The organism is Sphingopyxis sp. H073, from assembly GCF_001468395.1.
Taxonomy (GTDB): domain Bacteria; phylum Pseudomonadota; class Alphaproteobacteria; order Sphingomonadales; family Sphingomonadaceae; genus Sphingopyxis.
The window spans coordinates 386,488-410,061 of the sequence record NZ_LNSG01000003.1; the positions used below are offsets into that span (position 1 = coordinate 386,488).

Below are 23,574 nucleotides of genomic sequence, written 5' to 3' on the forward strand. Positions count from 1 at the left end.
CGCCTTACCTTGGCGCGGATCAGGCCGAGGCTGGTGGCCGGTTGCTCCCTCGCAGCTGTTGGCGTTGGACAGGCGAAAGCCGACTTGATCCCGCAATTATATCGCACCTCGGACGCTATCGAACTGGGCTGCCACATGGCGCGCATAGGGTAAGCCTTCGTCGCTGATCATCAGATCGTCGGCGTCCCATTCGATGATGCCTCGACGCTCGTAATCGGCGAGAACATCTTGGACACGATTCTTGTCTGTTTCGATACGCGCCCGCCCGTTGCATAGAATGTTCCGAATAGTCTGTCCCCGCAGCTGCTGCACATCGTCGATAGTGACACCGCGCACCGCAGTCAGGCACCCCTCTCCGACCAGATCGCGGTACGGTCCCGCCCGCTTTTCATTCTGAACGATCAGGTCTGAAAAGCGACTGATCGCGCTCGCGCCGAAACCAAGCAACACCGGCGCGTCGTCGTCGGTGAAGCCCTGAAAATTGCGGCTCACGCGCTGTTCCTTGGCCGCAATTGCCAAGGGGTCATCGGGCCGGGCGAAATGATCAAACCCGACGGGAATATAGCCCGCGTCGGTCAAGCGCCGGTATCCGTGCGCTGCCTGTTCGAACCGAAGCCGCTGGTCGGGCAGTCCGCTGGCGTCGATCTGCCGCTGACGCGGGATCATGTCGGGCAGGTGCGCATAGCCGAACAGCGCAATCCGGCTCGGCTCAAGGCGGATCGTCTCGTCGAGCGTGGCGTCGAGGTCGGCGAGCGACTGACCGGGCAGGCCGTACATCAGGTCGAAATTGATCGCGTCGATATCGCGCAGGCGCAGCGCTGCGACGACCCGTTCGATATGCGACAAGGGTTGGATCCTGCCGATCGCCTGCTGGACATGCGGCGCGAACGTCTGGACGCCGAGGCTGACGCGCGTGACGCCTGCGGCCGCGAGCACCAATGCCCATTCGGCCGAGAAACCGCGGGGATCGAGCTCGATCGACACGTCTGGCCGGTGCGCGTCGAAGACCGTGAGGATGCGATCGAGCAGGCGTACCAACTCTACCGGCGCGATCGCGTTCGGGCTGCCGCCGCCGAACGCGATGCGCTGGACGCGTCCGCGCCCGCCGAGCCTTTTCGCGACAAGGGCAATCTCCGCGCGGAGCGCGACGAGATAGTCGGCCAGTCTCTGCTTCCGCCCTGCCGCCCCGGTGTTGCAACCGCAATACCAGCATATCTGCTCGCAAAAGGGGATATGGACGTAGAGCGAGATCGGGGTCGCCGCCTCGATCGCGTCGAGCGCGCGCGCATAATCGGCGGCGCCGACATCGCCGGTAAATTCCATGGCGGTGGGATAGCTGGTGTAACGCGGCACCGGCTTGGCGAGCAAATCGGGGTGATAGGACCACATATGGGCCTGCTAGGCCCGTGCCCGCGCCCGGTCATTGACCGGGATCAACACAGACGAATCAACAGCAGCGCTTTTTGACGCCGTCCGATTTGCTCCGCCGGTCGGCGACTGCGTGGCACGCCTTGGCACAGTCGCGGCGGTTATCGGGGTCGGCGGGATCGCCGGGGACGATCATCCGTCGCGCCGCGCCGCCGCACGACGGCACAGTCAGGATATGCGCCTCGACCGCAATCGGCGGCTGCATGAGCGCGGCCGCGCCCATCGCGACAAAGATGTTGCGGATGTTCATACCGACTCTTCCTCCTCCTCGACGAAGATACGCAGAGCGGCGCCGTCGAGATCGTCGAATTGCCCCTTGCGGAGCGACCAGAAGAAGGCGGCGAGACCGAGCAGCCCCAGGCCGAGCGCAATCGGGATCAGGAAGACCAGCCCGTTCACCGGATCGCCCCCTTCAGTCGCAGCGCGTTGCCCACGACAATCAGCGACGATCCCGACATCGCGATAGCGGCGACGAGCGGCGTGACGAGCCCCATGAAGGCGAGCGGCACCGCCACGGCGTTATAGCCGATGGCGAGGAGGAAATTCTGTCGCACCACCGCCTGTGTTCGCCGCGCCATTCGCACCGCCTGCACCACCGGCATGACCCGGTCGCCCAGGAAGATGCAGTCGGCCGCGTTCTTGCCGACGTCGCTCGCCGATCCCGGCGCGATCGACGCATGACCTGCGGCAAGCGCGGGGCCGTCGTTGAGGCCGTCGCCGACCATCAGCACCTTGCGGCCGAGCGCGGCCTGGCGTTGGATTGCCTCCAGCTTGTCCTGCGGGCTCATCCCCGTCTGCGCGGTCAGGCCGAGCTGGCGCGCCACCGGCGCAACGGCCTCGGCCCGGTCCCCCGAGAGGATCATCGCTTCGACGCCTTCGCGCGCCAGCGCGTCGATCGCCTCGCGGGCGTCGGGCCGCAGCCGGTCCGCGAAGCGGATCGTCGCGACCGCCTTACCCTCGACCGACAGCTCGGTCGCGAGCGCGTCGCCCAGATCGCTGCACTGCGGCCGCCCGAGTTTGACGGTGCTGCCTGCCCATTGCGCCTCGATGCCGAAGCCGGGGGTCTCCGCGATCAACGTCACTTCAGCGGGACGCACGTCAAAACGCCGCAGCCCGCGGGTCAACGCCTCGCTCAGCGGGTGTCGGCTCGCCTGCGACAGCGCGAGAATCAGCGACTTCACGCCGATGTCGAACCGCTCGAGACCGATGGCCTCGGGGCGCCCGAGCGTCAGCGTGCCGGTCTTGTCGACGAACGCAAGATCGACTTCGGCCAGCCGTTCGAGCGCCGAGCCGTCCTTGACGAGTACGCCCGCGCGCATCAGCGCGCCCGCCGCGACGATCTGCGCCGCGGGCACCGCAAGGCCGAGCGCACAGGGACAGGTGATGATGAGCACGGCGGCGGCGATCAGCAGGCTGTCGTGCCAGCCCGCTCCCGCGACCATCCAGCCAGCAAATGCCATCAGCGCAAGGCAATGGACCGCCGGCGCATAGAGCCGCGCCGCGCGGTCGGCGATGCGGACATAGCGCGATTTGCCCTGCGCCGCTTCGCCCATCAACCGCGCTATGTCGGCGATGGCGGTGTCGGCGCCCGCCGCCGTCACGCGCACGCGGATCGGTGCGTCGAGGTTCAACGTGCCGGCATGAACCCTCTCGTCGGGGTGGACCGATTGCGGCGCGCTCTCGCCCGTGAGTAGCGAGAGATCGAGCTGGCTGGCTCCGCCGACCACGACACCGTCGGCCGCCAGTCGCTCGCCAGCCGCGACGAGCATGACCATGTCGGGCTCGAGCGCGGTCGCGTCGACCCAGCGGCTGCGGCCGTCTTTGCCGAGTACCGTCGCGCCGCTTCCCATGTTGCGCAGCAGCGCCGTCACGCCGCCGCGCGCGCGGTCGCGCATCACGCTGTCGAGCCAGCGGCCGCAAAGCAGGAAAAAGAGCAGCATGACCGCGCCGTCGAAATAGGCGTGCTGGCCGCCGGTCGCGGTCTCGTACAAGCTGATCGCACAGACGAGCACGACGCCGATGCTGATCGGCACGTCCATATTGGCGCGGCCGTGGCGGAGCGCTCGCCACGCCGAGCGGAAGAAGGACCGCCCGGCATAGGCGACGGTCGGCAGTGCGATCGCTGCTGACAGCCAGTGGAACAGGTCGCGCGTCGCCCCCGCCGCCCCCGACCAGACCGACACCGACAGCAGCATGATGTTCATCATCGCAAAGCCAGACACCGCAACGGCGCGCAGCAGTTCGCGGCTCGTTTCGGCTTCGGCGTCGGCTTCGTCTGGACCGGTCCCGATTGGATGCGCCTCGAAGCCCAGATGGGAAAAGGCGCCGATCAGGGCGGGCATGTCCGTGTCGGGCAGATAGGACAGATGCACGCGCTTTTCGGTAAAATTGACGCGCGCCGCGGCGATGCGCTTGTCGCGCACCAGCCCCTGCTCCAGCTTGGCGATGCATCCGGCACAGCGGATGTCGGGCACGGCAAAGTCGCGTTCGACGAGAGCGGCGGCGCTCATTGCAGATCCTCGCGATAGCGGGCCTCATCGGCGCCGCGTCGGACAATGAGGTCGAGCCGCCAGCGCCCCATCGCCAGCGGCTCGACCGAGCGCAGCCCCCCGCCCGCCGCCGGCTCGAAACGAAGCGCGACGGACGCGGTGCGCCCAACGGGGTGATTGACGGTCGCGGAGGCCCGAACCCCCTCCAGCGACCGGCCCTTCTTGCGGATGGTCAGCAGGACATGCCGGCCCGCGTCGAGCGTCACCCCCGTATCCCATCCCAGCAGGGCCTGCGCGTCGGCGCGTTCAAGCCACCGGTTGTAATTCTGGCTCGCGACATAGCTGTTCTCGACCACCGTGCCGCCAAAAGTCGACATGGCGAACCGCGCCATGGTGACATTGACCGCGATCACGACCGCAAAGAAAGCGACGAGGATCGCCGTCATATGCCGACCGGTGAAACGCCGGGGTGTCGATGTGTCGGTCATTGTCCTGCCTCCGGCCGGTCGAACTGGATGGTGTCGCTGTCGCCGCGCGGATCGCCGTCGAGCCCGTGCGTTGCGATCGTGAAATCCTGCCGCGCCGGACCGGCGCCGGGCGCGGCGATGAAGAGCTTGATGCTCGTGACGCTGTCGGCGGGCAGCGCCAACTCGATCCGCTGCGCCGCATTTTCGCGCATGCCGGCACCCGTCCACAGCACCGCGCCGGGAAGCCCGCTGACCGTGACCGCGACCCGGCGTGGCCGCGTTTCCATATTGCGCAGCTTCAACGTGTAATTGTTGCGGATCTGGCCGTCGGAGAGCTGGACGTAGAGCGGGCTGCGATCGTGCTGGACCGCAAGGTCGAGACGCGTGCGCTGGCCGAGCGAGAAGAGCATCGCCGCGCCGATCGCGCTCCAGACGCCGAAATAGAGCAAGGTGCGCGGGCGCAGCAGCGTCTTGCGGATCGGCCGCCCCGCGCCGCCCGCCTTTTCGCTCGCCACATCGTCGAGCGTGCAATAGTCGATGAGGCCGCGCGGCCGCCCGACCTGTGCCATCACCCCGTCGCACGCATCGATGCACAGCGCGCAGGTGATACAGCCGATCTGCGGCCCTTCGCGAATGTCGATCCCGGTCGGACACACCGCGACGCACTGGTTGCAGTCGATGCAGTCGCCGAAGGCGCCGGGATGCGCCTGTGCTTTCTTGACGCTGCCGCGCGGCTCGCCGCGCCAGTCCTTGTAGGTCACCAGCAGCGATTTTTCGTCCATCATCGCGGTCTGGATGCGCGGCCAGGGGCACATATAGATGCACACCTGCTCGCGCATGAAGCCGCCGAGGATGAAGGTCGTGGCGGTGAGGACAGCGACAGTGCCATAGGCGATCGGCGCCGCCTGCCCGGTCCAGAAATCCACTGTTAGCGTCGGCGCGTCGGCGAAATACATGATCCAGGCGCCGCCGGTCCAGAAGGCGATCGTTAGATAGATCAGATATTTGACTGTCCGCTTTGACAGCTTTTCGAAGGTCCACGGACCGTTCGCCAATCGCACCTGCGCGTTGCGATCACCGTCGACCAGCCGGTCGACATGCTGGAACAGGTCGGTCCACACCGTTTGCGGACAGGTGTAGCCGCACCAGGCACGCCCCACCGCGCTGGTGACGAGGAACAGACCGATCCCTGCCATGATGAGCAGGCCCGCGACATAATAGAATTCATGCGGCCAGATTTCGATCTGGAACATGTAAAAGCGCCGGTTCGCCAGATCGACGAGCACCGCCTGGTCGGGCGCATAGGGCCCGCGATCCCAGCGGATCCACGGCGTCGCATAATAGATCGCGAGGGTCACCGCCATGATCGCCCATTTGAAGCGGCGGAAGGGGCCGTTCACCGCCTTCGGGTAAACGCCCTTCCGCGCCGCGTAGAGCGGCGCCGACTGGCCGGAGAGATCCTCAGGGCTGGCCATCGGCTCCCGTCCCTTCGGCGACGGGCGCCAGCCCCTTTTCGCCGCCGCCCAGCGAATAGACATAGGCCGACAGCATCTTGATCGTCACGGGATCGAGCCGGCCGCCCCAGCGCGGCATCACGCCGTTGCGCGGCTGGTTGACCGTCGCGGTCAGGCTGTCGCGGTCGCCGCCATAAAGCCAGATCGCGTCGGTCAGTTTCGGCGCGCCGAACTGGCGTCCGCCCTGGCCGCCCGCGCCGTGGCAGACCGCGCAATTGTCCGCAAACAGCGCCGCGCCGCGCGCCGACGCGGCGCTCGCCTTTTCCTGCCGGCTGATCACCCGCACAAAGCTGACGACGTCGCCGATCTGTGCCGCGTCGAGAATGCCGTCGCGGCCGAAGGCGGGCATCAGGCTGGTGCGCGTGTCCTTGTGATCGGGGTTCCGGATGCCGTGCGTCACCGTATATTCGATGCTGGCGAGGTCGCCGCCCCACAGCCAGTCGTCATCGGTCAGGCTGGGGTAAAGGTTTTTCACCCCCGCGCCGCCCGCGCCATGGCACTGGACGCAATGGACGCGAAACGCCGCGCCGCCGCCCTGAACCGCCGCCTGCATCAATTGAGGCTGCGCCGGCAGGTCGGCGAGCGCGGTCGCGGCGATGGCATTGACGGTCGGCGCGCGGCGTTTTGCATCGGCCGCCATTTCCTTCACAAGGTCCCCTCGGCTCGACCAGCCGAGCACGCCCTCGGTCGCGCGGTTCACCATCGGCCACGCCGGATAGAGGACGACATAGGCCAGCCCCCAGACGATCGTCGCGTAAAAGGTCCAGAGCCACCAGCGCGGCAACGGCGTGTTGAGCTCCTCGATCCCGTCCCATTCGTGACCGACCGTGGTCGTCCCGGTGGCTTCGTCGATACGCTTGTGCTCAGCCATGCTCGTCGTCCTTGAAGATCATGTTCGCGGCCTCTTCGCTGCGCGCGCGGGCGTTTGGCCGGAACGGCCAGGCGATGAGGGTGAGGAACAGCAGCGCCATGGCGAGCAGCCCCCAGCTGTCGGCAAAATGGCGGAGGTCGTTATAAGTCATTGCGCCACTTCCGTTTCGGACGGCCGCTCCTGCGGCGCGGCCTTTTCGACGTCGACGAGCGTGCCGAGCATCTGGAGATAGGCGATCAGCGCGTCCATTTCGGTGAGCCGGTCGGGGTCGCCGTCGAAGTCGCGGACCTGCGCTTTCGGATAGCGTTTTTGCAGGTCCAGTCCGGCGGCCGGATCGACCTGCGCCGCAAGATCATCGTTCGCCTTCGCAATGTCAGCCTTGGTATAGGGAACCCCGACGCGATAGAGCGCAGTCAGGTGGTTCGCCATGTCGCCCGTATCGAGGTCGCGATCGGCAAGGAAGGCGTACGGCGGCATGATCGATTCGGGCACCACGCTGCGCGGGTCGATCAGATGCGCCTTGTGCCATTCGTCGGAGTAGCGGCCGCCGACGCGCGCGAGGTCGGGTCCGGTGCGCTTCGACCCCCATTGAAAGGGGTGGTCGTACATGCTCTCGGCAGCGAGGCTGTAGTGACCGTAACGCTCAACCTCGTCGCGGAACGGACGAATCATCTGGCTGTGGCAGGTATAGCAGCCCTCGCGCATGTAGATATTGCGCCCGGCGAGTTCGAGCGGGGTATAGGGCCGCATCCCCTCGACCTTCTCGACCGTGTTGTCGATCCAGAAGAGCGGCGCGATCTCGACGATGCCGCCGATCGCGACGGTGAGCAGCGCGAGCGCGCCGAGCAGCGTCACATTTCGTTCGACTTTCTTGTGACTGAAGCCCTTTTCGGCGGGTTTGGTGGCCATGGTCCGGACTCCTTATTCGGCGGGAACGGGCACGAGCGGACGGTCCGCCGCGGCGTTGTAGGGGGTTTCGGTCATCGGCTTTTCAGCGCGGACCTTCCCGCCGAGCGTTGCCCAGACGTTTGCGATCATGATCAGGAAGCCCGCGAGATACATCGCCCCGCCCGTCGCGCGGATCAGGTACATCGGATGCATCGCGGCGACGCTCTCGGCAAAGCTGTAGACGAGGTAGCCGTCCGCCCCATATTCGCGCCACATCAGCCCCTGCATGATGCCCGCGACCCACATCGACGCGGCGTAGAAAACGATGCCGACGGTCGCGAGCCAGAAGTGCCAGTTGACCATGCGCAGGCTGTACAGCCGCGGACGTCCCCACAGGCGCGGCACCAGATAATAGACGCAGGCAAAGGTGATCATGCCGTTCCAGCCAAGCGCGCCGCTGTGCACATGGCCGATCGTCCAGTCGGTGTAGTGCGACATCGAGTTGACCCATTTGATCGACATCATCGGGCCCTCGAAGGTGCTCATCCCGTAGAAGGCGAGCGCCATCACCATCATGCGGATAATGGGGTCGGTGCGGATCTTGTCCCACGCACCGTTGAGCGTCATCAGGCCGTTGATCATGCCGCCCCAGCTCGGCATCCACAGGATGACCGAAAAGACCATGCCCAGCGTCTGCGCCCAGTCGGGCAGCGCGGTGTAATGAAGGTGGTGCGGCCCCGCCCAGATGTAGAGGAAGATCAGCGACCAGAAGTGGATGATCGACAGGCGGTAGGAATAGACCGGCCGTTCGGCCTGCTTCGGCACGAAATAATACATCATCGCGAGGAAGCCCGCGGTCAGGAAGAAGCCGACCGCATTATGCCCGTACCACCACTGCGTCAGCGCATCCTGGACGCCGGCGAAAGCGGCGTAGCTCTTCGACCCGAAGATGCTGGCGGGCATCGACAGATTGTTGACGAGGTGCAGCATCGCGATGGTGATGATGAAGCTCAGGTAAAACCAGTTCGCGACATAGATGTGCGGCTCGCGGCGCTTGACGATCGTACCGGCGAACACAACCAGATAGGCGACCCAGACGATGGTCAGCCAGAGGTCGACATACCATTCGGGCTCGGCATACTCCTTTGCCTCGGTCACGCCCATCAGATAACCGGTCGCGGCGAGTACGATGAACAGCTGATAGCCCCAGAATACGAAGCGCGCGAGCGTCGGAAAGGCGAGCCGCGCGCGGCAGGTACGCTGCACGACGTAAAAGCTCGTCGCGATCAGCGCGTTGCCGCCAAAGGCGAAGATCACCGCCGACGTGTGCAGCGGCCGCAGACGTCCGAAGGTCGTATATTCGAACTCCAGGTTAAGTGCGGGAAAGGCGAGTTGCAGCGCGATATAAAGCCCCGCCGCCATCCCCGCGATGCCCCAGAACAAGGTCGCGATGACGCCCCAGCGGATCGGGTCATCGTCATAGACGCCCTGATCGGCGGGCATTTTCAGTATCCCGCGCGCGATGCCGTCGAAATCGGCACGCGATACCGTCGCCCATAACGCGATCAGACAGGCGAGCGCGACGATCACCATATGCACGGCGAAGGGCGCATCGACCGCAACCGCCGCCGCCACCAGCGCCAACAGGGCAAGCGCCAGCCAGCCGCCCGCTTTCGTTACCAGACCGTCCATATCGCAAGTCCCCATCGAGCGCGGTCGAAAGCCGCGCGGTTCGGAACCGCTCTGGGCGTGGCGGCGCCCGAAAACATTGATCGGGATCAAAGAAAAGGTTGCGCCACATCAATGTGAACCGACCGCAACGGGCGCAGAGACCGCCCGTCAACGGAGGAACCTACCCATGAAAAAAGACTATCTCTCCCTGCTCGCGCTGGCGACCATGGCCGCCGTTCCCGGTCAGGCGGCTGCGAAGGCGGGCGACGTGCAGTTCAAGATCTTCGCCACCTACGTGGCGCCCGACGGCAAGATCACCGACGTCAAGACCGACCGGATCGGCCTGCCCGCCGGAACTCAGGCCAAGGCCGACGACAATGTGACGCCGACGGTCGCGATCGAATATTTCGTGTCCGACGCCGTCTCGGTCGAGACGATCGCCGGCGTGACGCAACATGACGTCGACGGCCGCGGCGCGCTCGATGGCGCAACGCTCGTCTCCAACGCCAAGATCGTCCCGGCAACGCTCACCCTCAAATATCATTTCGGCAAGGATGGCGGCATCCGCCCCTATATCGGCGCGGGGCCGAGCTATTTCATCTTCATCGACGAAAAGCCCGGCGCCACGACCCGCTCGCTCGGCGCGACGCGCCAGAAGATGGGGGACAAGGTCGGCGCGGCGTTGCAGGCAGGGATCGACATTCCGGTAAACGACCACGGGCTCGCGCTGTCGTTCGACGCCAAGCGCTATTTCCTGCGCCCGACCGCAACCTGGTATGCGGGCACGACCGAGGTGATCAAGACGCGGCACAGGCTTGATCCCTGGGTGATCAGCGCCGGCGTCGCGTTCCGCTTCTAGTTCCCCCGAACTGGCGCCGGCGGCCGGTCAGCCCGCCATCATTTCCATCGCCGCGCGGTCGTTGATCACGATTTCGCGGCGAGACGGCAGGTCGAGCAGGCCGTCGGCGCGCATTTTGGTCAGCTGGCGGCCGAAGGGCAGTTCGAACCCGGCCTGCGTGTCGGCATGACACCCCCGCCCCGCTAATCGTTCCGACATCTCAAGCAGGAAGGACGCCACCTTCTCCGACGCGGACTTGCGTCCAAGCGGCATCATCCAATGCCGTGCGCGCTCGCGTTCATCGAGCGTGCGGCGGAGCAATTGTAGCCAACTCGAATAGCAAGCCCTTCGCTGCACAGCTTGGGAGGATATTGCCCGGGAACGCCGATGGCCTCCAAATCTTTCGTCCGGAAAATTCGCTCCGTTTCGCCAGATCGATTGCGCGCTCTCGCAATGATAATCGGCGTTGCAGTTCCGGGTGCTTCGAGGTCTCCAGAGCAAATTTCGGTGGGTTACCCCAGCGTTCCCTTGCGCGGCCCCATATAGCCGAACAGATAGGCGGCGACTTTCCGCATCTGGATTTCCTCCGCGCCTTCGGTGATGCGGTAGCGGCGGTGGTGGCGATAGATATGTTCGAACGGCTTGTGCCGCGAATAACCGATGCCGCCGTGGACCTGCATCGCGCGGTCGGCGGCTTCGCAGACGAGGCGGTTCGCCCAGTAATTGCACATGCTGACCTTGTCGGACAGCGTTCGCTCGATCTCCTTGTGCGGCGTGCGGTCCATCTCCCACGCGGTCTTGCGGATCAGCAGGCGCAGCATTTCGGCCTGCGTCGCGAGTTCGACGAGCGGGAACTGGATTGCCTGGTTTTTCGCGAGGGCTTCGCCGAACGGCTTGCGTGACCGCGCATAACGCACACTTTCCTCGATGCAGTAGACCGCCGCGCCCAACGATGACGCCGCCTGCCGGATGCGGTTCTGGTGGACGAAGCTCTGCGCGATCGACAGCCCGCCGCCGACCGGGCCCAGCCGCGCGCTGTCGGGCACCCAGACGCCGCTGAAGGTCATCCGCGGATGATCGGTCGGCATGTTGAAGGTCCACATATATTCGTCGACCGTCATGCCTTCGGTGCCCGTCGGCACGAGCAGGCATGTGATGCCTTTTGCATCGCCATCCTGTCCGTCGGTGCGGCAGAAGGTCGCGCAGTGGGTCGCGACATGCATGCCGGTGATCCACATCTTGCGGCCGTTGATCAGCCAGCCGTCGACGCCATCGCGGGTTTCGCGCACCGCGCGTGTCTCCATATGCGTGGCGTCCGATCCATGGTCGGGTTCGGTCAGGCCGAAGGCGGTGCGCCGCTTGCCCTCGAAGCCGCCGAGGATGAATTCCTGCTTCTGTTCCTCGCTCGTCGCGAACTGTTCGAACATCTCGACGAAGGGGAAGTTACCGACGATGCTATGCTCGTTCTGGAGGTCGTTGTGGAGGCCGAGGCCCTTCGCGGCGAAATGCTCGCGGATCACCGCCATCCACAGATTGCTGCCGTCCTTGCCGCCATATTTCTTCGGCGCCGAAAAACGCCAGTGGCCCGCGGCATCGGCCAGCCGCGTCGCCTGGCGCAAAAGCTGCTCCCACTCGTGCCGCGGCAGGCCCTGATTGTCCCAGTCGGTGCGGCTATGCTCGCGCCGGTGGTCGAAGAAGCGGATATTGTCGTCGGCATTCTCGAGCGGCCTGATCTCGGCTTCGATAAAGGCATCGAGTTCGTCCAGGTAGGCCTGCAAATCGGCCGGAACCGCAAAATCCATCGTCTCTCTCCCGCTTATCCTATCCGTTCCACGCCGCGCGCGCCGCCGCCAGCGCGGCATATTTTGGGCTGTCGACGGTGCATTTGTCGAGCGCCGCGCGGCGCAGGCGCGCGAGCAGGCCCGGTTCCGCCAGCGTCCGCTCGCCCGACATCAGCGCGTCGGACAGCGCCTTGTCCTCGGCGCGCACCCCGGCATCGAGATCGCGCATCACGATGCCGAGCGCGTTCATTGCCACCACCGCTTCGAATTTGTCATGGCCTTCGGACTTCGGCTTGACCGCACCCTCGATCCAGTCGCGCACCGCCTGCACCATCTCGCGGTTCGTCGGCTCGCCGAACGGCACGGACATGGCCGGGGGCGACGGCGGCAGCACCCGCGCCCCCTCCGCTTCGGGTGCATCCACCCCGATGAGTTCGACCAGGTCGAGTTCTTGCTCCGCCGTTCGCCGCCCGATGACGACGCGCTCGACCGTCGGGTCGGCTCCGTTCCGCCACGCCTGCCCCATCTGCAGGCAGCCGAGCGCCCACCAGAGCGTGCGATAGACAAGCCAGAAGCGGAACCGCGCCGAATCGATCGGGCGGCCACCCGCCGCCCGATAGGCAGCGAAATAATCCTCGAGACTGCCGAGGCCGAAGGCGGGCCGCTCGATCCGGCCAAAGCGCCACACCGCCATGCAGCCGAAGGCGAGATCCTCATGCGCGTCGCCCAGATGCGCGAGCTCCCAGTCGAGCACCGCGGCGAGGCCGCCCCCGTCCTTCGCGAGATCGACCATCACATTGCCCATGCGATAGTCGCCATGGACGAGCACGGGATCGGCAGGCGCGGGCAGATGATCCTCGCACCAGCGGATCGCGAGCGCGATCGCCGGACGATCGCCGCCATAGGACAGGAACCGCGCCTTGAGCTCCGCGAGCGCCTCGGCGGTGTCCATCAGCGGGATTGCGGCGGGAATCGCCGCGCGCGGGATCGCGTGGATGCGCGCGAGCTCGCGGCCGAGGTCGGCGAGCAGGGACGGCGGCGGGTCCGCCAATATCTTCGCCGGGCTCACCTCGGCGACGATGCGGCGCATCACATAGCCGGTGCCCATGCCGTCGGCATCGGACAGCACGCCGACGACTTCGGGCGCCTTCACCCCCGCCGCGTGCGCCGCGATCACCAGCACGGCCTCGTCGGCATGGCCATAGGGCCGGCCCGCCATATAGTCCGCCGACGGTGCGCGGCGCAGGACATAGCCCGCCGATCCCGCCGGGCCCGACCAGTCAAACGCCCAGCTTTCCATATTCGCACCGCCCGACAAACGGGCCAGGCCCGACAGTGTGCCCCGGCCGACGATACGGGTCATGAATGTGCCGAGCTTCTCGTGCAGATCAGCCATCGCCCCCACCGTCGCATCCCTTCATCGATCTTTACTTGGCATCACGATTAAACAAACCCCGCCGGCCGACCGATGCAAGGGCCGCAGGTATCATTCCGCAGATCCGGACGTTTTTCGTGCGCCGGTACCCTGCGAGAGGCATCCCTTCAGCCGCAGCAGACCGCGCGGACATCGCCATCCAACACCCCTTGCGTTCGTCCGCCAATTAAGCCACAACTTTACGTGAACGTAAAGGTAAAGACCAGCGAACAGCCGAGAGGATTTCTTCCCCATGACCGACGTCCCCAGCTTCGACAGCATCAAGCTCGAAATCGCCGACACTGTCGCGATCATCACGCTCAACCGCCCCGATCGGCTGAATTCGATGCCGCCCGCGATGGCCGACGATATTCGCGCCGCGCTCGATCATCTGCCGAGCCTCGGTGCGCGCGCGTTGCTGATCACGGGCGAAGGACGCGGCTTCTGCTCTGGCGCCGATCTGGCGGATGACCGGTCGGGTGGTGGCGCGGTCGGCGGGGGAGCCCGGAGCCGCAACGCGCTGCGTGGGCATTACAACCCGATGCTGCTCGCGCTCGCGAATCTCGACATCCCGGTCGTCGTCGCGATCAATGGCCCCGCCGCCGGTGTCGGCTGCAGCTTCGCCCTCTCGGGCGATTTCACGATCGCGGGCAAGAGCGCCTATTTCCTGCAGGCCTTCGTCAACATCGGCCTGGTTCCCGACGGCGGCTCGTCGTGGCTTCTCCCACGCCTCGTCGGCGTGCCGCGCGCACTGCAGATGATGATGCTGGGCGAGAAGATTACGGGCGATCAGGCGGCCGACTGGGGCATGATTTACAAATGCGTCGAGGATGCCGATCTGCTGGCGGAAGCCAAGGCGCTGGCAACACGCCTTGCCAACGGCCCGACGATCGCCCTCGGCACGATGCGCAAGATACTGCGCGACGGGCTGACGCAGGATTTCGCGACCACGCTCGACGCCGAAGCCAGGGGCCAGTTCATCGCGGGGGGCACCGCCGATGCCGCCGAGGGCATCCTGGCGTTCCAGCAGAAACGCAAGACCGAGTTCAAGGGCAAGTAAGCCGGGGCGCATCGGCGCAAATGCCTGTGGCCCCCGGCTTTCGCCGGGGTGCACAGATTTTACTCCGCCGCTTCTTCGACCATCACTTTCTTGTAGATGCTCGTGCGAGGATAAGAGCAGAGCCGCTCGACCATCGGCGCGAAGAATTCGAGCGGCAGCGTATCGTAATCGGGATCGAACGCCGGCGCGTCATATTTCTCGCAGAATTCGGCGCAGGCGGCCGCATAGGGACTGTCGGCGAACTGGTCGCGCATGTCGCGATCGAGGCCGATATAGTGGAAGAAATAATGGCCCTGGAAGATGCCGTGATGCTGCACGATCCAGAGATTCTCTTCCGACAGAAAAGGCTTCAGGATCGCCGCCGCGACGTCGGGATGGTTGAACGCGCCCAGCGTGTCGCCGATATCGTGGAGCAACGCCATCACGACATATTCCTCGTCGCGGCCGTCGCGGTGTGCTCTGGTCGCGGTTTGCAGGCAATGTTCGAGACGGTCGACCGGAAAGCCGCCGTAATCGCCGCCGAGCAGCTTCAGATGCTCGAGGATGCGGGTGCCGTTGTTCGGCGCGAATTCCTTCTGCTCGCGCGCGATGATGTCCCAGTCTTCCTGCGTTCCGTCGATCATCGAGCGGAACGTCGCATGCTCGTGCGTCATGTCGGTCATGGCAGCCTCTCCTGAATTGGCGGAGAGCCTATCCTATTCGTTGTTATTTGCAACGTTATAGGTCTTGACCTCGGCCTGGGTCAGGCAGCGGCGCGTCGACTTGTCCTCGGCATTGGCGATCGCCTTCTGCCGGTACATCACCTCGGTCAGCAGCTTGCGCGACACCCCCATGCGGATCAGGAAATCATTGTCTTCGCTCGCCAGCAGCGCGGCATCCTGTTCGATGTCGCCGATCAGCTCCTTGGTCGCGTCGGTCCCCATCGCGACGCTCATGTCGATCGACTGGCGATCGCCGGTACGCGTGAACATATGGACGATGAACAGCCCGCCGGGATCGATCACGCGCGGCTGTCCGCCCATGAAGATGAAGTTGCACGCGCTGAAACACGCCCATCCCGCCGGAATCCGCGTCATCAACCCGAAGTTCGAGCGGATGATGCGCCCCGCCGCATTGCCCGCACGCGCATCGCCGCCGGGCGAGCTCAGCCAGACTTCGCCGACATCGGGATTGGCCTCGAGCGCCTTTTTGAGCCGGTCGGGGGCGCCGGCATCGATCCGCCCCTCGGCGAGCAGCACCTTCGTGCCGCCCTTGGTCGCCGGCGTGAAGGTCATCGTCGGATTCGCCGACCAGCCGGGCGCGGCCGGACAGGTCGGGTTCGCAGGGTCCATCTTGACCTTCGCTGCGCCGGTCAGGCTAGCGAGGCAGGCGGCCGCCAGCGCGACGCGTGCGATCCTAGGCCGCAAGGACATAGCGCGACTGTCCCGGACCGCGGCACATCTTCTTGGAAACCCGCGTTTCCTCGCCCTCGACGATCACCACGTCGGTAACGTTCATGCAACTGGTGCCGTCGGCGAGCTGGTTCTTCGACGCGACGGTCGACGATCCGCTGACATTCTCGCGCGTCGTGCTGGTCCAGTTTGCGGTTTCTCCGACGTCGCCGCCGCGCGTCACCTGCTCGGTCGCGGCCGCCGCCTGCACCTGCTCCTTCGGGTCGAGCTTGCAGGCGATGGCGTTGGTCAGCGTGCCGCTGACCTCGGCGATCGGAACATAGCTGTAGACGCCAGCCTTGCTCGCCGCGCTGCCGATCGCGCTGTCGAGTACGCCGCCGATGATCGCACGGCCCGCACCGCTTCCCTTCTTGCCCTTCGGACAGCCGCCATTGTCGCTGTCGCTCGACGTCGGCGCCGGGCTCGGCGTCGTCACCTTGCGCAAGATGCTGCCGAACTGCGCCTGCGCCGGAGCCACGGCGAGTATGCAGGCCGCCATCATGGCCGGGGCACCCCATAATCTGTGCTTCATCGAACCGTCCCTCACCGCACCCTTATCGGGCAACTCGCGACCCCTGTCGCATCAATTCATGCCATCTGCTGTGATTTTCATCAACAACCGGCGAAATGTCATGCAGACAGGTTGAATTAAGGCTGAATATGTCACAGTAACGCCCCATGCTTTCGCAAAAGACCCGTTATACGATCCGCGCGTTCCAGCATCTTGCCGATCACTGGGGTAAGGGGCAGGTCCAGCTCGCGGATATTGCGGAAGCGCAGAATATTCCGCCCAAATTCCTGACCGTGATCCTGTCCGAAATGGCGCGCGAAGGGCTGCTCATCTCGCAGCGCGGGCGCGACGGCGGCTACCAGCTCGCGCTGCCGCCGATCGACATCAGCTATGGCGACCTCGTCCGCCTGACGCGCGGCTCGCTCGCGCTCGTCCCCTGTGCCGCGCGCAACGCGCACGAGCATTGCAAGAACTGCCTGCCGGAAGCCGAATGCCGGCTGCGCAGCCTGATGCTGAAGGTCCGCGACGACACCGCCTCGATCCTCGACCGCATTACCCTCGCCGACCCGATCGAGCTCGAACCTGTGTTCGAGAAGGACGAGGCGGCGGAATAGCCGCCCTAGTCAACGCAACAAAAAAGGCCCGCTTTCGCGGGCCTTTTGTAATGGTGGAGCCTAGCGGGATCGAACCGCTGACCTCTACAATGCCATTGTAGCGCTCTCCCAGCTGAGCTAAGGCCCCGTGCCATTTTCAGGATCGCCCTGGCCAATATTCTTGGCTAGTGCGACCGGGACGCCGCCTTTACCAGCGCGCGTCCGTTATGCAAGGGGCCAAATGCGTTCGAGGACGCTTTTTTGATCCCCTGCGTATCGAACTCCAGAAGATCAGCCTTCTTCGTCCTCGTCGTCGCCGGTCGCGACGCCCAGATCGTCGTCGCCGCCCAGATCGACGTCGTTATCGGGCGAATCGGTGTCCTCATCGACATCGACGTCCAGATCCAGATCGTCATCCGCCTCCGGTTCGGCCGCGACCTTGCCCGGCTTTTCGACTTCCTCGAACGGCATCGGCTGCTTCGATTTCAGGACCGATTCCGGTAGCCATGCATAACCGCAGTTGATGCAGGTGACCGGATCGTCCTTGGTCAGATCATAGAATCGGGTGGCACATTTCGGGCAGCTGCGCTTCGCGCCCCATTCAGCCTTTACCATAACAGCCTCGTAAACCTCTGAAGAAAGGATAGGAATTTCGGAAGAGAGACAGCGCCGACAGGGCCATCCGCCAAATTGGCGTGCGCCTTGCCAGATTGTTTGCCCGCTGTCAAAAGCCGCACGCCATGACAGACCAGACCGCCCGCCCGCGCCGCTTTTCCGCCTCCGCTCCGCTCAAAGGTAGGATCGCGATTCCCGGTGACAAGAGCATCTCGCACCGTTCGCTGATGCTGTCGGCGCTCGCGGTCGGAACCAGTCGCGTCACCGGGCTCCTCGAAGGCCACGATGTTCTGGCGACCGCCGCCGCGATGCGCGCGATGGGCGCGGGCATCGAGCGGTGGGGCGACGGCGAATGGGTCATCGACGGCGTAGGGGTCGGCGCGCTGCTCCAGCCACGCGAAGCGCTCGACATGGGAAACAGCGGCACCTCGACCCGCCTCCTTATGGGGCTCGTCGCGAGCCATCCGATCACCGCGACCTTCGTCGGCGACGCCAGCCTGTCGGGCCGCCCGATGGGGCGCGTCATCGACCCGCTGTCGCAGATGGGGGCCGACATTTCCGCGTCACCCGGTGGCCGCCTGCCGCTGATGGTGCGCGGCCTCGCCCCCGCGATCCCCCTCGCCTATCGCCTGCCGATGGCGTCGGCGCAGGTGAAGAGCGCGGTATTGCTCGCGGGGCTCAACACCCCCGGCATCACCGAGGTGATCGAGCCCGTTCCGACGCGCGACCATAGCGAACGGATGCTGAGGGGCTTCGGCGCCGACCTCAGCGTCGAAACCGAACCCGACGGCACCCGCCACATCCGCATCCGCGGCGAGGCCGAGCTCAAGCCGCAGACGATCGTGGTGCCCGGCGATCCGTCGTCGGCCGCCTTCTTCATCGTCGCCGCGCTGCTCGTCCCCGGATCGGACGTCACCATCGCGAATGTCGGGCTCAACCCGACGCGCGCGGGCCTCGTCGAGGTGCTGCAGGCGATGGGCGGCGATATCGCCCTGCTCGACGCGCGCGAAGTCGGCGGAGAGCCCGTTGCCGACCTTCGCGTCCGCCACAGTGCCTTGAAAGGTATCGAGATCGACCCGGCCGTCGTGCCGAGCATGGTCGACGAATTCCCGATCCTCTTTATCGCCGCTGCGCTTGCCGAGGGTCGCACCGTCACGACCGGCCTCGACGAACTGCGCGTCAAGGAAAGCGACCGCCTTGCCGTCATGGCGGCGGGTCTGCAGGCCATCGGCGCGCGGGTTGAAGAAAGCGAGGACGGCTTGATCATCGACGGCACCGGCGGCGACCCTGTGCCTGGCGGGGCCACCATCGCGGGCCATCTCGACCACCGCATCTGCATGAGCTTTGCGGTCGCGGGGCTCGTCAGCAAGGCGCCGGTCGAAATCGACGACATGGCGCCCGTCGCGACCAGCTTCCCGAATTTCGAGGCTTTGCTCGAAGGGCTGCAGGCGTGATCATCGCCGTCGACGGCCCCACCGCGTCGGGCAAGGGCACGATTGCGCGCGCGCTGGCCGCCCATTTCGGCCTGCCCGTACTCGACACCGGGCTGCTTTATCGCGCGGTCGGGTATCAGACGCAGCTCGGCCACGGCGATCCCGACAACGCCGCCGACGCACTCGCCGCCTGCGACTTCCCCGACACGCTGCTCGACGATCCCGCACTCCGCTACGAAAGCACAGGCGGCCTCGCGAGCCGCGTGTCGATCCACCCGGCGGTACGCAAGGCGCTGTTCCAGCGGCAGGTGGATTTCGCGAACCAGCCCGGCGGCGCGGTGCTCGACGGGCGCGATATCGGCACGGTCATCGCGCCGCACGCCGACGCCAAGCTGTTCGTCACCGCCTCGCCCGAAGAACGCGCGCGCCGTCGTCATGCCGAAATGCGCGCGCGCGGGGTCGATGTGACCTATGACGCGGTCCTCGCCGACGTCCACGCCCGCGACGCGCGCGACACCGGCCGCGCCGACGCACCGCTGCTCCGCGCCGACGACGCGCTGCTGCTCGACAACAGCGAAATGGATATCAACGAAGCGATCGCGGCGGCGATCGCCTTCGTCGAGGAAAGGGTCAGGCGACCCAGCTGATCTCGGGCAGCGTTTGACGCTCGGGGGCAGGCCCGGCGTGATAGACGCAAGTCTCGCCCATGCCCTTCAGCATCTCGTTGTGCGGCGGCCCGAAAGCGGCGCGATCCTTGGCGCGCAGCCAGGTGCTTTCCGAAATCGCGATACCGTTGACCGGCGCCGTGCCTTCCAGCCGCGCCGCCATGTTCACGGTCTCGCCCCAATAATCATAGGCCATCCGCGTCGCGCCGATGACGCCGCCGACGACCGGCCCGCTGTGGATGCCGACGCGCAGGGCGACGTCGGTGCCCGCCACTGCTTGCAACTCGGCGACGCCCGCCAGCACATCGCGCGCGAAGGCGATGGCGGAATCGGCGCTGTTCCCGCTCGTCACATTGCCACCCGCGATCGCGAGATACGCATCGCCGATCGTCTTGACCTTCTCGACCCCATGCTTTGCCGCGCAGGCGTCGGCATGGTTGAAGAAGGCATTGAGCACCTCGACCAGATGCCCCGGCGACACGCGCTTCGCGAGTTTGGTGAAGCCGACCATGTCGATGAAGATCACGCTCGCGTCGGCATAGGCGTCGGCGACCATCCGCCCATCGCGGATGCGCTCGACCGCGGCGGGCGGCAGCATGTTATAGACGAGTTCCTCATTCTTCCGGCGCTCGGCCTCGAGCGCCTCGGCGAGCGCGAAGGCGCCGCGGCTCGACCGGTCGATGGCGACGTTGATCGCCAGCATGATGACGGCCCCGCTCGAATAGCTGAGCAGCGCGTACCACATCCCCGCGTCATGGCTCTGCACCGGCAGCACGGTTGCGAGAAAGACGAACAGGTCGAGCCCGAGCCACAACAGGAAGAGTCGCGGGCGGCCCGCCAGCACGACGGCGGCAAAGGCGCTGACCCCGAGCCGGTTCATCACCCCGACCGCGTGCATCTCCTCCTGCATGTCGATCAGTTCGTCGAACAGGATCAGGTTGATATGGCCGAGTAGAAAGACGATCCCAAGCAGGGCCGCAAAATCCAACCCCGGCCGCGCGACATAGCCCGACCAGAAGGTCGATGCGATATAGGCGCCCGCGAGCGCGATCATCGCCCCGAACAGCACCGCCAGCTTCGCCGTATCGACCGGATTGACCAGCAGCGGATTGACGATCGTGTAGGCCAGCGCCACCAGCATGAACAACACGCCATAGATGCGCACGAACGGCAGGCGCAGCGTGCGCGCCGTTTCCTGGACTCGCGCCTCGACCGCCGGATCGGCGAACTGGCCGTGCGACATCACCTGCATGGAGACCCCTCTCGATTGCGTGGGAGAATCTATAAGCAAGGTCTTACGATGGGGTTTACCTTCGGCGCGCGCCCCTCCTCGTCGCCTTTGACTTGATCCGGGGTCGATTCGAGCGGCGAGGACATGGACCCCGGATCAAGTCGGGGTTGACGATGAAAGCGAGGTTTCGCCTTGCTTTTGCGCACCCTCCGCCATATATGCGCGCCGTCCGACAGGCTTTGGCCGGTCGAGGCACGGACAAACCGCCGCTCTTCGAACATGAGCGTCGGGCGTGACGGGATGCACTCGTCGCGCCCTTTTTGCTTTGCTCCTGCCCCGATTGGCAAAGGCTGGAAGGATGTCCTGCATCGCATCCGGCGGGCAGGACAGATCGGCCAAAAGACCAGCGGAACCAACCGCTTGGCCGGAACAGATGAAGTAAGGAAGAACCCATATGGCCTCTACGGCTTTTCCGTCGCGCGACGATTTCGCCGCGATGCTCGACGAATCGCTGGGTGGTGCTGATGGCGGCTTTGAAGGCCGCGTCGTCAAGGGCACCGTGACCGCGATCGAAAATGACCTGGCAGTGATCGACATCGGCCTGAAGAGCGAAGGCCGCGTGCCGCTTCGCGAATTCGCGATGCCGGGCCAGAAGGCCGACCTCAAGGTCGGTGACGAAGTCGAAGTCTATGTCGACCGCGTCGAAAACGCCAATGGCGAAACCATGCTGTCGCGCGACCGCGCTCGCCGCGAAGCCGCCTGGGACCGCCTGGAAGAAGAATTCAACAAGGAAGCGCGCGTCGAAGGCGTCATCTTCGGCCGCGTCAAGGGCGGCTTCACCGTCGATCTCGGCGGCGCCGTGGCGTTCCTGCCCGGCAGCCAGGTCGACATCCGCCCCGTGCGCGACGTTGGCCCGCTCATGGACCTTCCGCAGCCCTTCCAGATCCTCAAGATGGATCGCCGCCGCGGCAACATCGTCGTGTCGCGCCGCGCCATCCTCGAGGAAACCCGCGCCGAGCAGCGTTCGGGCCTGATCCAGAACCTCGAAGAGGGCCAGATCATCGAAGGCGCGGTCAAGAACATCACCGACTATGGTGCGTTCGTCGACCTCGGCGGCATCGACGGCCTGCTCCATGTCACCGACATGAGCTACAAGCGCGTCAACCACCCGAGCGAAGTCATCAACATCGGTGACACCGTCCGCGTCCAGATCATCCGCATCAACCGCGACACGCAGCGCATCAGCCTCGGCATGAAGCAGCTCGAAAGCGATCCGTGGGAAGGCGTCGCCGCCAAGTACCCGGTCGGTGCGAAGCTGTCGGGCACGGTCACGAACATCACCGACTATGGTGCGTTCGTTGAACTCGAACCCGGCATCGAGGGCCTGGTCCACGTCAGCGAAATGTCGTGGGTCAAGAAGAACGTCCACCCCGGCAAGATCGTTTCGACCAGCCAGGAAGTCGATGTCATCGTTCTCGAAGTCGACAGCGACAAGCGCCGCATCTCGCTCGGCCTCAAGCAGGCCCAGTCGAACCCGTGGGGCGCCTTTGCCGAGGCTCACCCGGTCGGTTCGGTCGTCGAAGGCGAAGTCAAGAACGCTACCGAGTTCGGCCTGTTCATCGGCCTTCCGGGCGACGTCGACGGCATGGTCCACATGTCGGACATCGCTTGGGGCATCTCGGGCGAAGAAGCGCTGCACCTCCACCGCAAGGGCGAGAATGTGCAGGTCGTCGTGCTCGACGTCGACGTCGAGAAGGAACGCATCAGCCTCGGCATCAAGCAGCTTGAAAAGGGCGCTCCGGCCGTTGGCGGCGCCAACACTGCCGGTTCGGGCTCGCTGAAGAAGAACGACGTCGTCACCGTGTCGGTCCTCGAAGTCCGCGACAACGGCCTCGAAGTGCAGGCTGGCGAAGATGGCGCCACCGGCTTCATCAAGCGCGCCGACCTCGGCCGCGACCGCGACGAACAGCGCCCCGAGCGCTATCAGGTCGGGCAGAAGTTCGACGCAATGGTCACCGGCTTCGACCGTTCGAAGAAGCCCAGCTTCTCGGTCAAGGCAATGCAGATCGCCGAAGAGAAGGAAGCCGTCGCGCAGTACGGCTCGTCGGACTCGGGTGCGTCGCTCGGCGACATCCTCGGCGAAGCGCTGAAGGCCGGCAAGAAGGACTGATAATTTCGTCCCTCTGCCGTCAGGCAACAGAAAAGGCCCGCGAAGTGTCCCTTCGCGGGCCTTTTTCTTTCAGTGATATATTTTGACCGAACAGTGATTCATGATACTCTCCGGGCCGCGTTGGGAGGGGTCCTCACGCAATCCGAACCGGCAAAGACCGGATGGCCTGCATCCCGCGGGGTGCGCGTGATATGTCAAGGGGAAGCAAATGATCCGGTCGGAACTGGTTCAGAAGATCGCGAGCGAAAACAGCGACTTGCGCCTTGAAGAGGTCGAACGCATCGTCGACGCCTTTTTTGATTCCATCGTGGATCAACTGGCCTCGGGCGGCCGCGTCGAACTCCGCGGCTTCGGGGCCTTCTCGACCCGCTCCCGCGAATCGCGCACCGGCCGCAACCCGCGCACCGGCGCTCCGGTGGCTGTGAAAGCGAAGGCAGTCCCCTATTTCAAGCCGGGCAAGGAAATGCGCGAGCGTCTGAACGACTGATCGCGCGTCTCAAACCTT

At 65.3% G+C, this 23,574-nt stretch carries 25 protein-coding genes and 1 tRNA gene; 7 read left to right on the top strand and 19 right to left on the bottom strand.

Annotated features, from left to right (window positions below; genetic code table 11):
• Positions 1-96: 96 nt before the first annotated feature.
• The 10 genes from hemN to ccoN are packed head-to-tail and all read right to left on the bottom strand — an operon-like array spanning position 97 to position 9,349.
• Positions 97-1,389 carry an oxygen-independent coproporphyrinogen III oxidase gene (gene hemN / locus ATE64_RS07310; protein ID WP_058454077.1) on the bottom strand — a complete coding sequence of 431 codons (1,293 nt, stop codon included), beginning with the start codon at positions 1,387-1,389 and terminating at the stop codon, positions 97-99.
• 58 nt (positions 1,390-1,447) lie between these two features.
• Entirely contained in the window at positions 1,448-1,678 is a 231-nt protein-coding gene (locus ATE64_RS07315; protein ID WP_058454078.1) for a hypothetical protein, read from the bottom strand.
• Complete coding sequence (gene ccoS, locus ATE64_RS07320) at positions 1,675-1,827, bottom strand: cbb3-type cytochrome oxidase assembly protein CcoS (protein ID WP_058454079.1); 153 nt, start codon at positions 1,825-1,827, stop codon at positions 1,675-1,677. The genes ATE64_RS07315 and ccoS overlap by 4 nt, the downstream gene beginning before the upstream one ends.
• Positions 1,824-3,938, bottom strand: a complete 2,115-nt coding sequence (locus ATE64_RS07325; protein WP_058454080.1) for a heavy metal translocating P-type ATPase — start codon at positions 3,936-3,938, stop codon at positions 1,824-1,826. The genes ccoS and ATE64_RS07325 overlap by 4 nt, the downstream gene beginning before the upstream one ends.
• Positions 3,935-4,405: a FixH family protein gene (locus ATE64_RS07330; RefSeq protein ID WP_058454081.1), complete on the bottom strand. Its 471-nt coding sequence runs from the start codon at positions 4,403-4,405 to the stop codon at positions 3,935-3,937. Before ATE64_RS07330 ends, ATE64_RS07325 begins: the two co-directional genes overlap by 4 nt.
• A complete protein-coding gene (gene ccoG, locus ATE64_RS07335) occupies positions 4,402-5,859 on the bottom strand; it encodes a cytochrome c oxidase accessory protein CcoG (protein WP_058454082.1) in 1,458 nt (485 codons plus the stop codon). Before ccoG ends, ATE64_RS07330 begins: the two co-directional genes overlap by 4 nt.
• Positions 5,846-6,769, bottom strand: coding sequence for a cytochrome-c oxidase, cbb3-type subunit III (gene ccoP / locus ATE64_RS07340; protein WP_058454083.1), 924 nt, complete (start codon positions 6,767-6,769; stop codon positions 5,846-5,848). The genes ccoG and ccoP overlap by 14 nt, the downstream gene beginning before the upstream one ends.
• Positions 6,762-6,920: a cbb3-type cytochrome c oxidase subunit 3 gene (locus ATE64_RS07345; RefSeq protein WP_058454084.1), complete on the bottom strand. Its 159-nt coding sequence runs from the start codon at positions 6,918-6,920 to the stop codon at positions 6,762-6,764. The genes ccoP and ATE64_RS07345 overlap by 8 nt, the downstream gene beginning before the upstream one ends.
• Complete coding sequence (gene ccoO, locus ATE64_RS07350) at positions 6,917-7,678, bottom strand: cytochrome-c oxidase, cbb3-type subunit II (RefSeq protein ID WP_058454085.1); 762 nt, start codon at positions 7,676-7,678, stop codon at positions 6,917-6,919. The genes ATE64_RS07345 and ccoO overlap by 4 nt, the downstream gene beginning before the upstream one ends.
• 12 nt (positions 7,679-7,690) lie before the next feature.
• The gene (ccoN, locus tag ATE64_RS07355) at positions 7,691-9,349 is read right to left on the bottom strand and encodes a cytochrome-c oxidase, cbb3-type subunit I (protein ID WP_058454159.1); all 1,659 of its coding nucleotides are present in this window, start codon (positions 9,347-9,349) and stop codon (positions 7,691-7,693) included.
• Between the two features lie 166 nt (positions 9,350-9,515).
• On the opposite strand from ccoN, the gene ATE64_RS07360 reads away from it, so the two are divergent.
• Positions 9,516-10,187: an OmpW family outer membrane protein gene (locus tag ATE64_RS07360; protein ID WP_058454086.1), complete on the top strand. Its 672-nt coding sequence runs from the start codon at positions 9,516-9,518 to the stop codon at positions 10,185-10,187.
• Between the two features lie 27 nt (positions 10,188-10,214).
• Here the strand turns inward: ATE64_RS07360 and ATE64_RS07365 are convergent, their stop codons facing one another.
• The 3 genes from ATE64_RS07365 to ATE64_RS07375 all read right to left on the bottom strand — a co-directional run bounded on the left by ATE64_RS07365 (position 10,215) and on the right by ATE64_RS07375 (position 13,343).
• Positions 10,215-10,442 (bottom strand): hypothetical protein, encoded by a 228-nt coding sequence (locus ATE64_RS07365; protein WP_231729106.1) that lies wholly within the window; start codon positions 10,440-10,442, stop codon positions 10,215-10,217.
• Positions 10,443-10,678: 236 nt separating this feature from the next.
• On the bottom strand, positions 10,679-11,968 hold the full coding sequence (locus ATE64_RS07370; protein ID WP_058454087.1) for an acyl-CoA dehydrogenase family protein: 1,290 nt from the start codon (positions 11,966-11,968) through the stop codon (positions 10,679-10,681).
• A 19-nt stretch (positions 11,969-11,987) separates the two neighbouring features.
• Positions 11,988-13,343: a phosphotransferase gene (locus ATE64_RS07375; protein ID WP_058454088.1), complete on the bottom strand. Its 1,356-nt coding sequence runs from the start codon at positions 13,341-13,343 to the stop codon at positions 11,988-11,990.
• A gap of 271 nt (positions 13,344-13,614) precedes the next feature.
• Between ATE64_RS07375 and ATE64_RS07380 the strand changes: the two genes are divergently transcribed.
• Positions 13,615-14,421 (top strand): enoyl-CoA hydratase-related protein, encoded by an 807-nt coding sequence (locus tag ATE64_RS07380; protein ID WP_058454089.1) that lies wholly within the window; start codon positions 13,615-13,617, stop codon positions 14,419-14,421.
• A gap of 59 nt (positions 14,422-14,480) precedes the next feature.
• Here ATE64_RS07380 and ATE64_RS07385 read toward each other — a convergent pair whose 3' ends face one another.
• The 3 genes from ATE64_RS07385 to ATE64_RS07395 are packed head-to-tail and all read right to left on the bottom strand — an operon-like array spanning position 14,481 to position 16,383.
• Positions 14,481-15,083, bottom strand: coding sequence for an HD domain-containing protein (locus tag ATE64_RS07385; protein WP_058454090.1), 603 nt, complete (start codon positions 15,081-15,083; stop codon positions 14,481-14,483).
• Between the two features lie 33 nt (positions 15,084-15,116).
• On the bottom strand, positions 15,117-15,833 hold the full coding sequence (locus ATE64_RS07390) for a hypothetical protein (RefSeq protein WP_058454091.1): 717 nt from the start codon (positions 15,831-15,833) through the stop codon (positions 15,117-15,119).
• Complete coding sequence (locus tag ATE64_RS07395) at positions 15,817-16,383, bottom strand: hypothetical protein (protein WP_058454092.1); 567 nt, start codon at positions 16,381-16,383, stop codon at positions 15,817-15,819. The genes ATE64_RS07390 and ATE64_RS07395 overlap by 17 nt, the downstream gene beginning before the upstream one ends.
• Before the next feature lie 146 nt (positions 16,384-16,529).
• Here ATE64_RS07395 and ATE64_RS07400 point away from each other — a divergent pair, with 146 nt between their 5' ends.
• Positions 16,530-16,976 carry an Rrf2 family transcriptional regulator gene (locus tag ATE64_RS07400; protein ID WP_058454093.1) on the top strand — a complete coding sequence of 149 codons (447 nt, stop codon included), beginning with the start codon at positions 16,530-16,532 and terminating at the stop codon, positions 16,974-16,976.
• 51 nt (positions 16,977-17,027) lie between these two features.
• Here ATE64_RS07400 and ATE64_RS07405 read toward each other — a convergent pair.
• Positions 17,028-17,103 (bottom strand) — tRNA-Ala (locus ATE64_RS07405).
• Positions 17,104-17,246: 143 nt separating this feature from the next.
• Entirely contained in the window at positions 17,247-17,570 is a 324-nt protein-coding gene (locus tag ATE64_RS07410; RefSeq protein ID WP_058454094.1) for an FYDLN acid domain-containing protein, read from the bottom strand.
• A 125-nt stretch (positions 17,571-17,695) separates the two neighbouring features.
• Here ATE64_RS07410 and aroA point away from each other — a divergent pair, with 125 nt between their 5' ends.
• Positions 17,696-19,024, top strand: coding sequence for a 3-phosphoshikimate 1-carboxyvinyltransferase (aroA, locus tag ATE64_RS07415; RefSeq protein ID WP_058454095.1), 1,329 nt, complete (start codon positions 17,696-17,698; stop codon positions 19,022-19,024).
• Positions 19,021-19,650: a (d)CMP kinase gene (locus ATE64_RS07420; RefSeq protein WP_058454096.1), complete on the top strand. Its 630-nt coding sequence runs from the start codon at positions 19,021-19,023 to the stop codon at positions 19,648-19,650. The genes aroA and ATE64_RS07420 overlap by 4 nt, the downstream gene beginning before the upstream one ends.
• Here ATE64_RS07420 and ATE64_RS07425 read toward each other — a convergent pair.
• Positions 19,634-20,920: an adenylate/guanylate cyclase domain-containing protein gene (locus tag ATE64_RS07425; protein WP_058454097.1), complete on the bottom strand. Its 1,287-nt coding sequence runs from the start codon at positions 20,918-20,920 to the stop codon at positions 19,634-19,636. The genes ATE64_RS07420 and ATE64_RS07425 overlap by 17 nt on opposite strands.
• Before the next feature lie 433 nt (positions 20,921-21,353).
• On the opposite strand from ATE64_RS07425, the gene rpsA reads away from it, so the two are divergent.
• Complete coding sequence (gene rpsA / locus ATE64_RS07430) at positions 21,354-23,069, top strand: 30S ribosomal protein S1 (protein ID WP_058454098.1); 1,716 nt, start codon at positions 21,354-21,356, stop codon at positions 23,067-23,069.
• A 208-nt stretch (positions 23,070-23,277) separates the two neighbouring features.
• Positions 23,278-23,556 carry an integration host factor subunit beta gene (locus ATE64_RS07435; RefSeq protein ID WP_054587431.1) on the top strand — a complete coding sequence of 93 codons (279 nt, stop codon included), beginning with the start codon at positions 23,278-23,280 and terminating at the stop codon, positions 23,554-23,556.
• Positions 23,557-23,574: the final 18 nt, after the last annotated feature.

Bases quoted from the DNA above. Each gene is read 5' to 3' on its own strand.
- ccoP (WP_058454083.1), bottom strand. From the start codon at position 6,769: ATGGCTGAGCACAAGCGTATCGACGAAGCCACCGGGACGACCACGGTC.
- ATE64_RS07330 (WP_058454081.1), bottom strand. From the start codon at position 4,405: ATGACCGACACATCGACACCCCGGCGTTTCACCGGTCGGCATATGACG.
- ATE64_RS07410 (WP_058454094.1), bottom strand. From the start codon at position 17,570: ATGGTAAAGGCTGAATGGGGCGCGAAGCGCAGCTGCCCGAAATGTGCC.
- aroA (WP_058454095.1), top strand. From the start codon at position 17,696: ATGACAGACCAGACCGCCCGCCCGCGCCGCTTTTCCGCCTCCGCTCCG.
- ATE64_RS07365 (WP_231729106.1), bottom strand. From the start codon at position 10,442: ATGATGCCGCTTGGACGCAAGTCCGCGTCGGAGAAGGTGGCGTCCTTC.
- ATE64_RS07345 (WP_058454084.1), bottom strand. From the start codon at position 6,920: ATGACTTATAACGACCTCCGCCATTTTGCCGACAGCTGGGGGCTGCTC.
- ccoO (WP_058454085.1), bottom strand. From the start codon at position 7,678: ATGGCCACCAAACCCGCCGAAAAGGGCTTCAGTCACAAGAAAGTCGAA.
- hemN (WP_058454077.1), bottom strand. From the start codon at position 1,389: ATGTGGTCCTATCACCCCGATTTGCTCGCCAAGCCGGTGCCGCGTTAC.
- ATE64_RS07380 (WP_058454089.1), top strand. From the start codon at position 13,615: ATGACCGACGTCCCCAGCTTCGACAGCATCAAGCTCGAAATCGCCGAC.
- ccoN (WP_058454159.1), bottom strand. From the start codon at position 9,349: ATGGACGGTCTGGTAACGAAAGCGGGCGGCTGGCTGGCGCTTGCCCTG.
- ATE64_RS07390 (WP_058454091.1), bottom strand. From the start codon at position 15,833: ATGTCCTTGCGGCCTAGGATCGCACGCGTCGCGCTGGCGGCCGCCTGC.
- ATE64_RS07395 (WP_058454092.1), bottom strand. From the start codon at position 16,383: ATGAAGCACAGATTATGGGGTGCCCCGGCCATGATGGCGGCCTGCATA.
- ATE64_RS07385 (WP_058454090.1), bottom strand. From the start codon at position 15,083: ATGACCGACATGACGCACGAGCATGCGACGTTCCGCTCGATGATCGAC.
- ATE64_RS07435 (WP_054587431.1), top strand. From the start codon at position 23,278: ATGATCCGGTCGGAACTGGTTCAGAAGATCGCGAGCGAAAACAGCGAC.
- ATE64_RS07325 (WP_058454080.1), bottom strand. From the start codon at position 3,938: ATGAGCGCCGCCGCTCTCGTCGAACGCGACTTTGCCGTGCCCGACATC.
- ATE64_RS07370 (WP_058454087.1), bottom strand. From the start codon at position 11,968: ATGGATTTTGCGGTTCCGGCCGATTTGCAGGCCTACCTGGACGAACTC.
- ATE64_RS07315 (WP_058454078.1), bottom strand. From the start codon at position 1,678: ATGAACATCCGCAACATCTTTGTCGCGATGGGCGCGGCCGCGCTCATG.
- ATE64_RS07400 (WP_058454093.1), top strand. From the start codon at position 16,530: ATGCTTTCGCAAAAGACCCGTTATACGATCCGCGCGTTCCAGCATCTT.
- ATE64_RS07360 (WP_058454086.1), top strand. From the start codon at position 9,516: ATGAAAAAAGACTATCTCTCCCTGCTCGCGCTGGCGACCATGGCCGCC.
- ccoG (WP_058454082.1), bottom strand. From the start codon at position 5,859: ATGGCCAGCCCTGAGGATCTCTCCGGCCAGTCGGCGCCGCTCTACGCG.
- rpsA (WP_058454098.1), top strand. From the start codon at position 21,354: ATGGCCTCTACGGCTTTTCCGTCGCGCGACGATTTCGCCGCGATGCTC.
- ATE64_RS07425 (WP_058454097.1), bottom strand. From the start codon at position 20,920: ATGCAGGTGATGTCGCACGGCCAGTTCGCCGATCCGGCGGTCGAGGCG.
- ATE64_RS07375 (WP_058454088.1), bottom strand. From the start codon at position 13,343: ATGGCTGATCTGCACGAGAAGCTCGGCACATTCATGACCCGTATCGTC.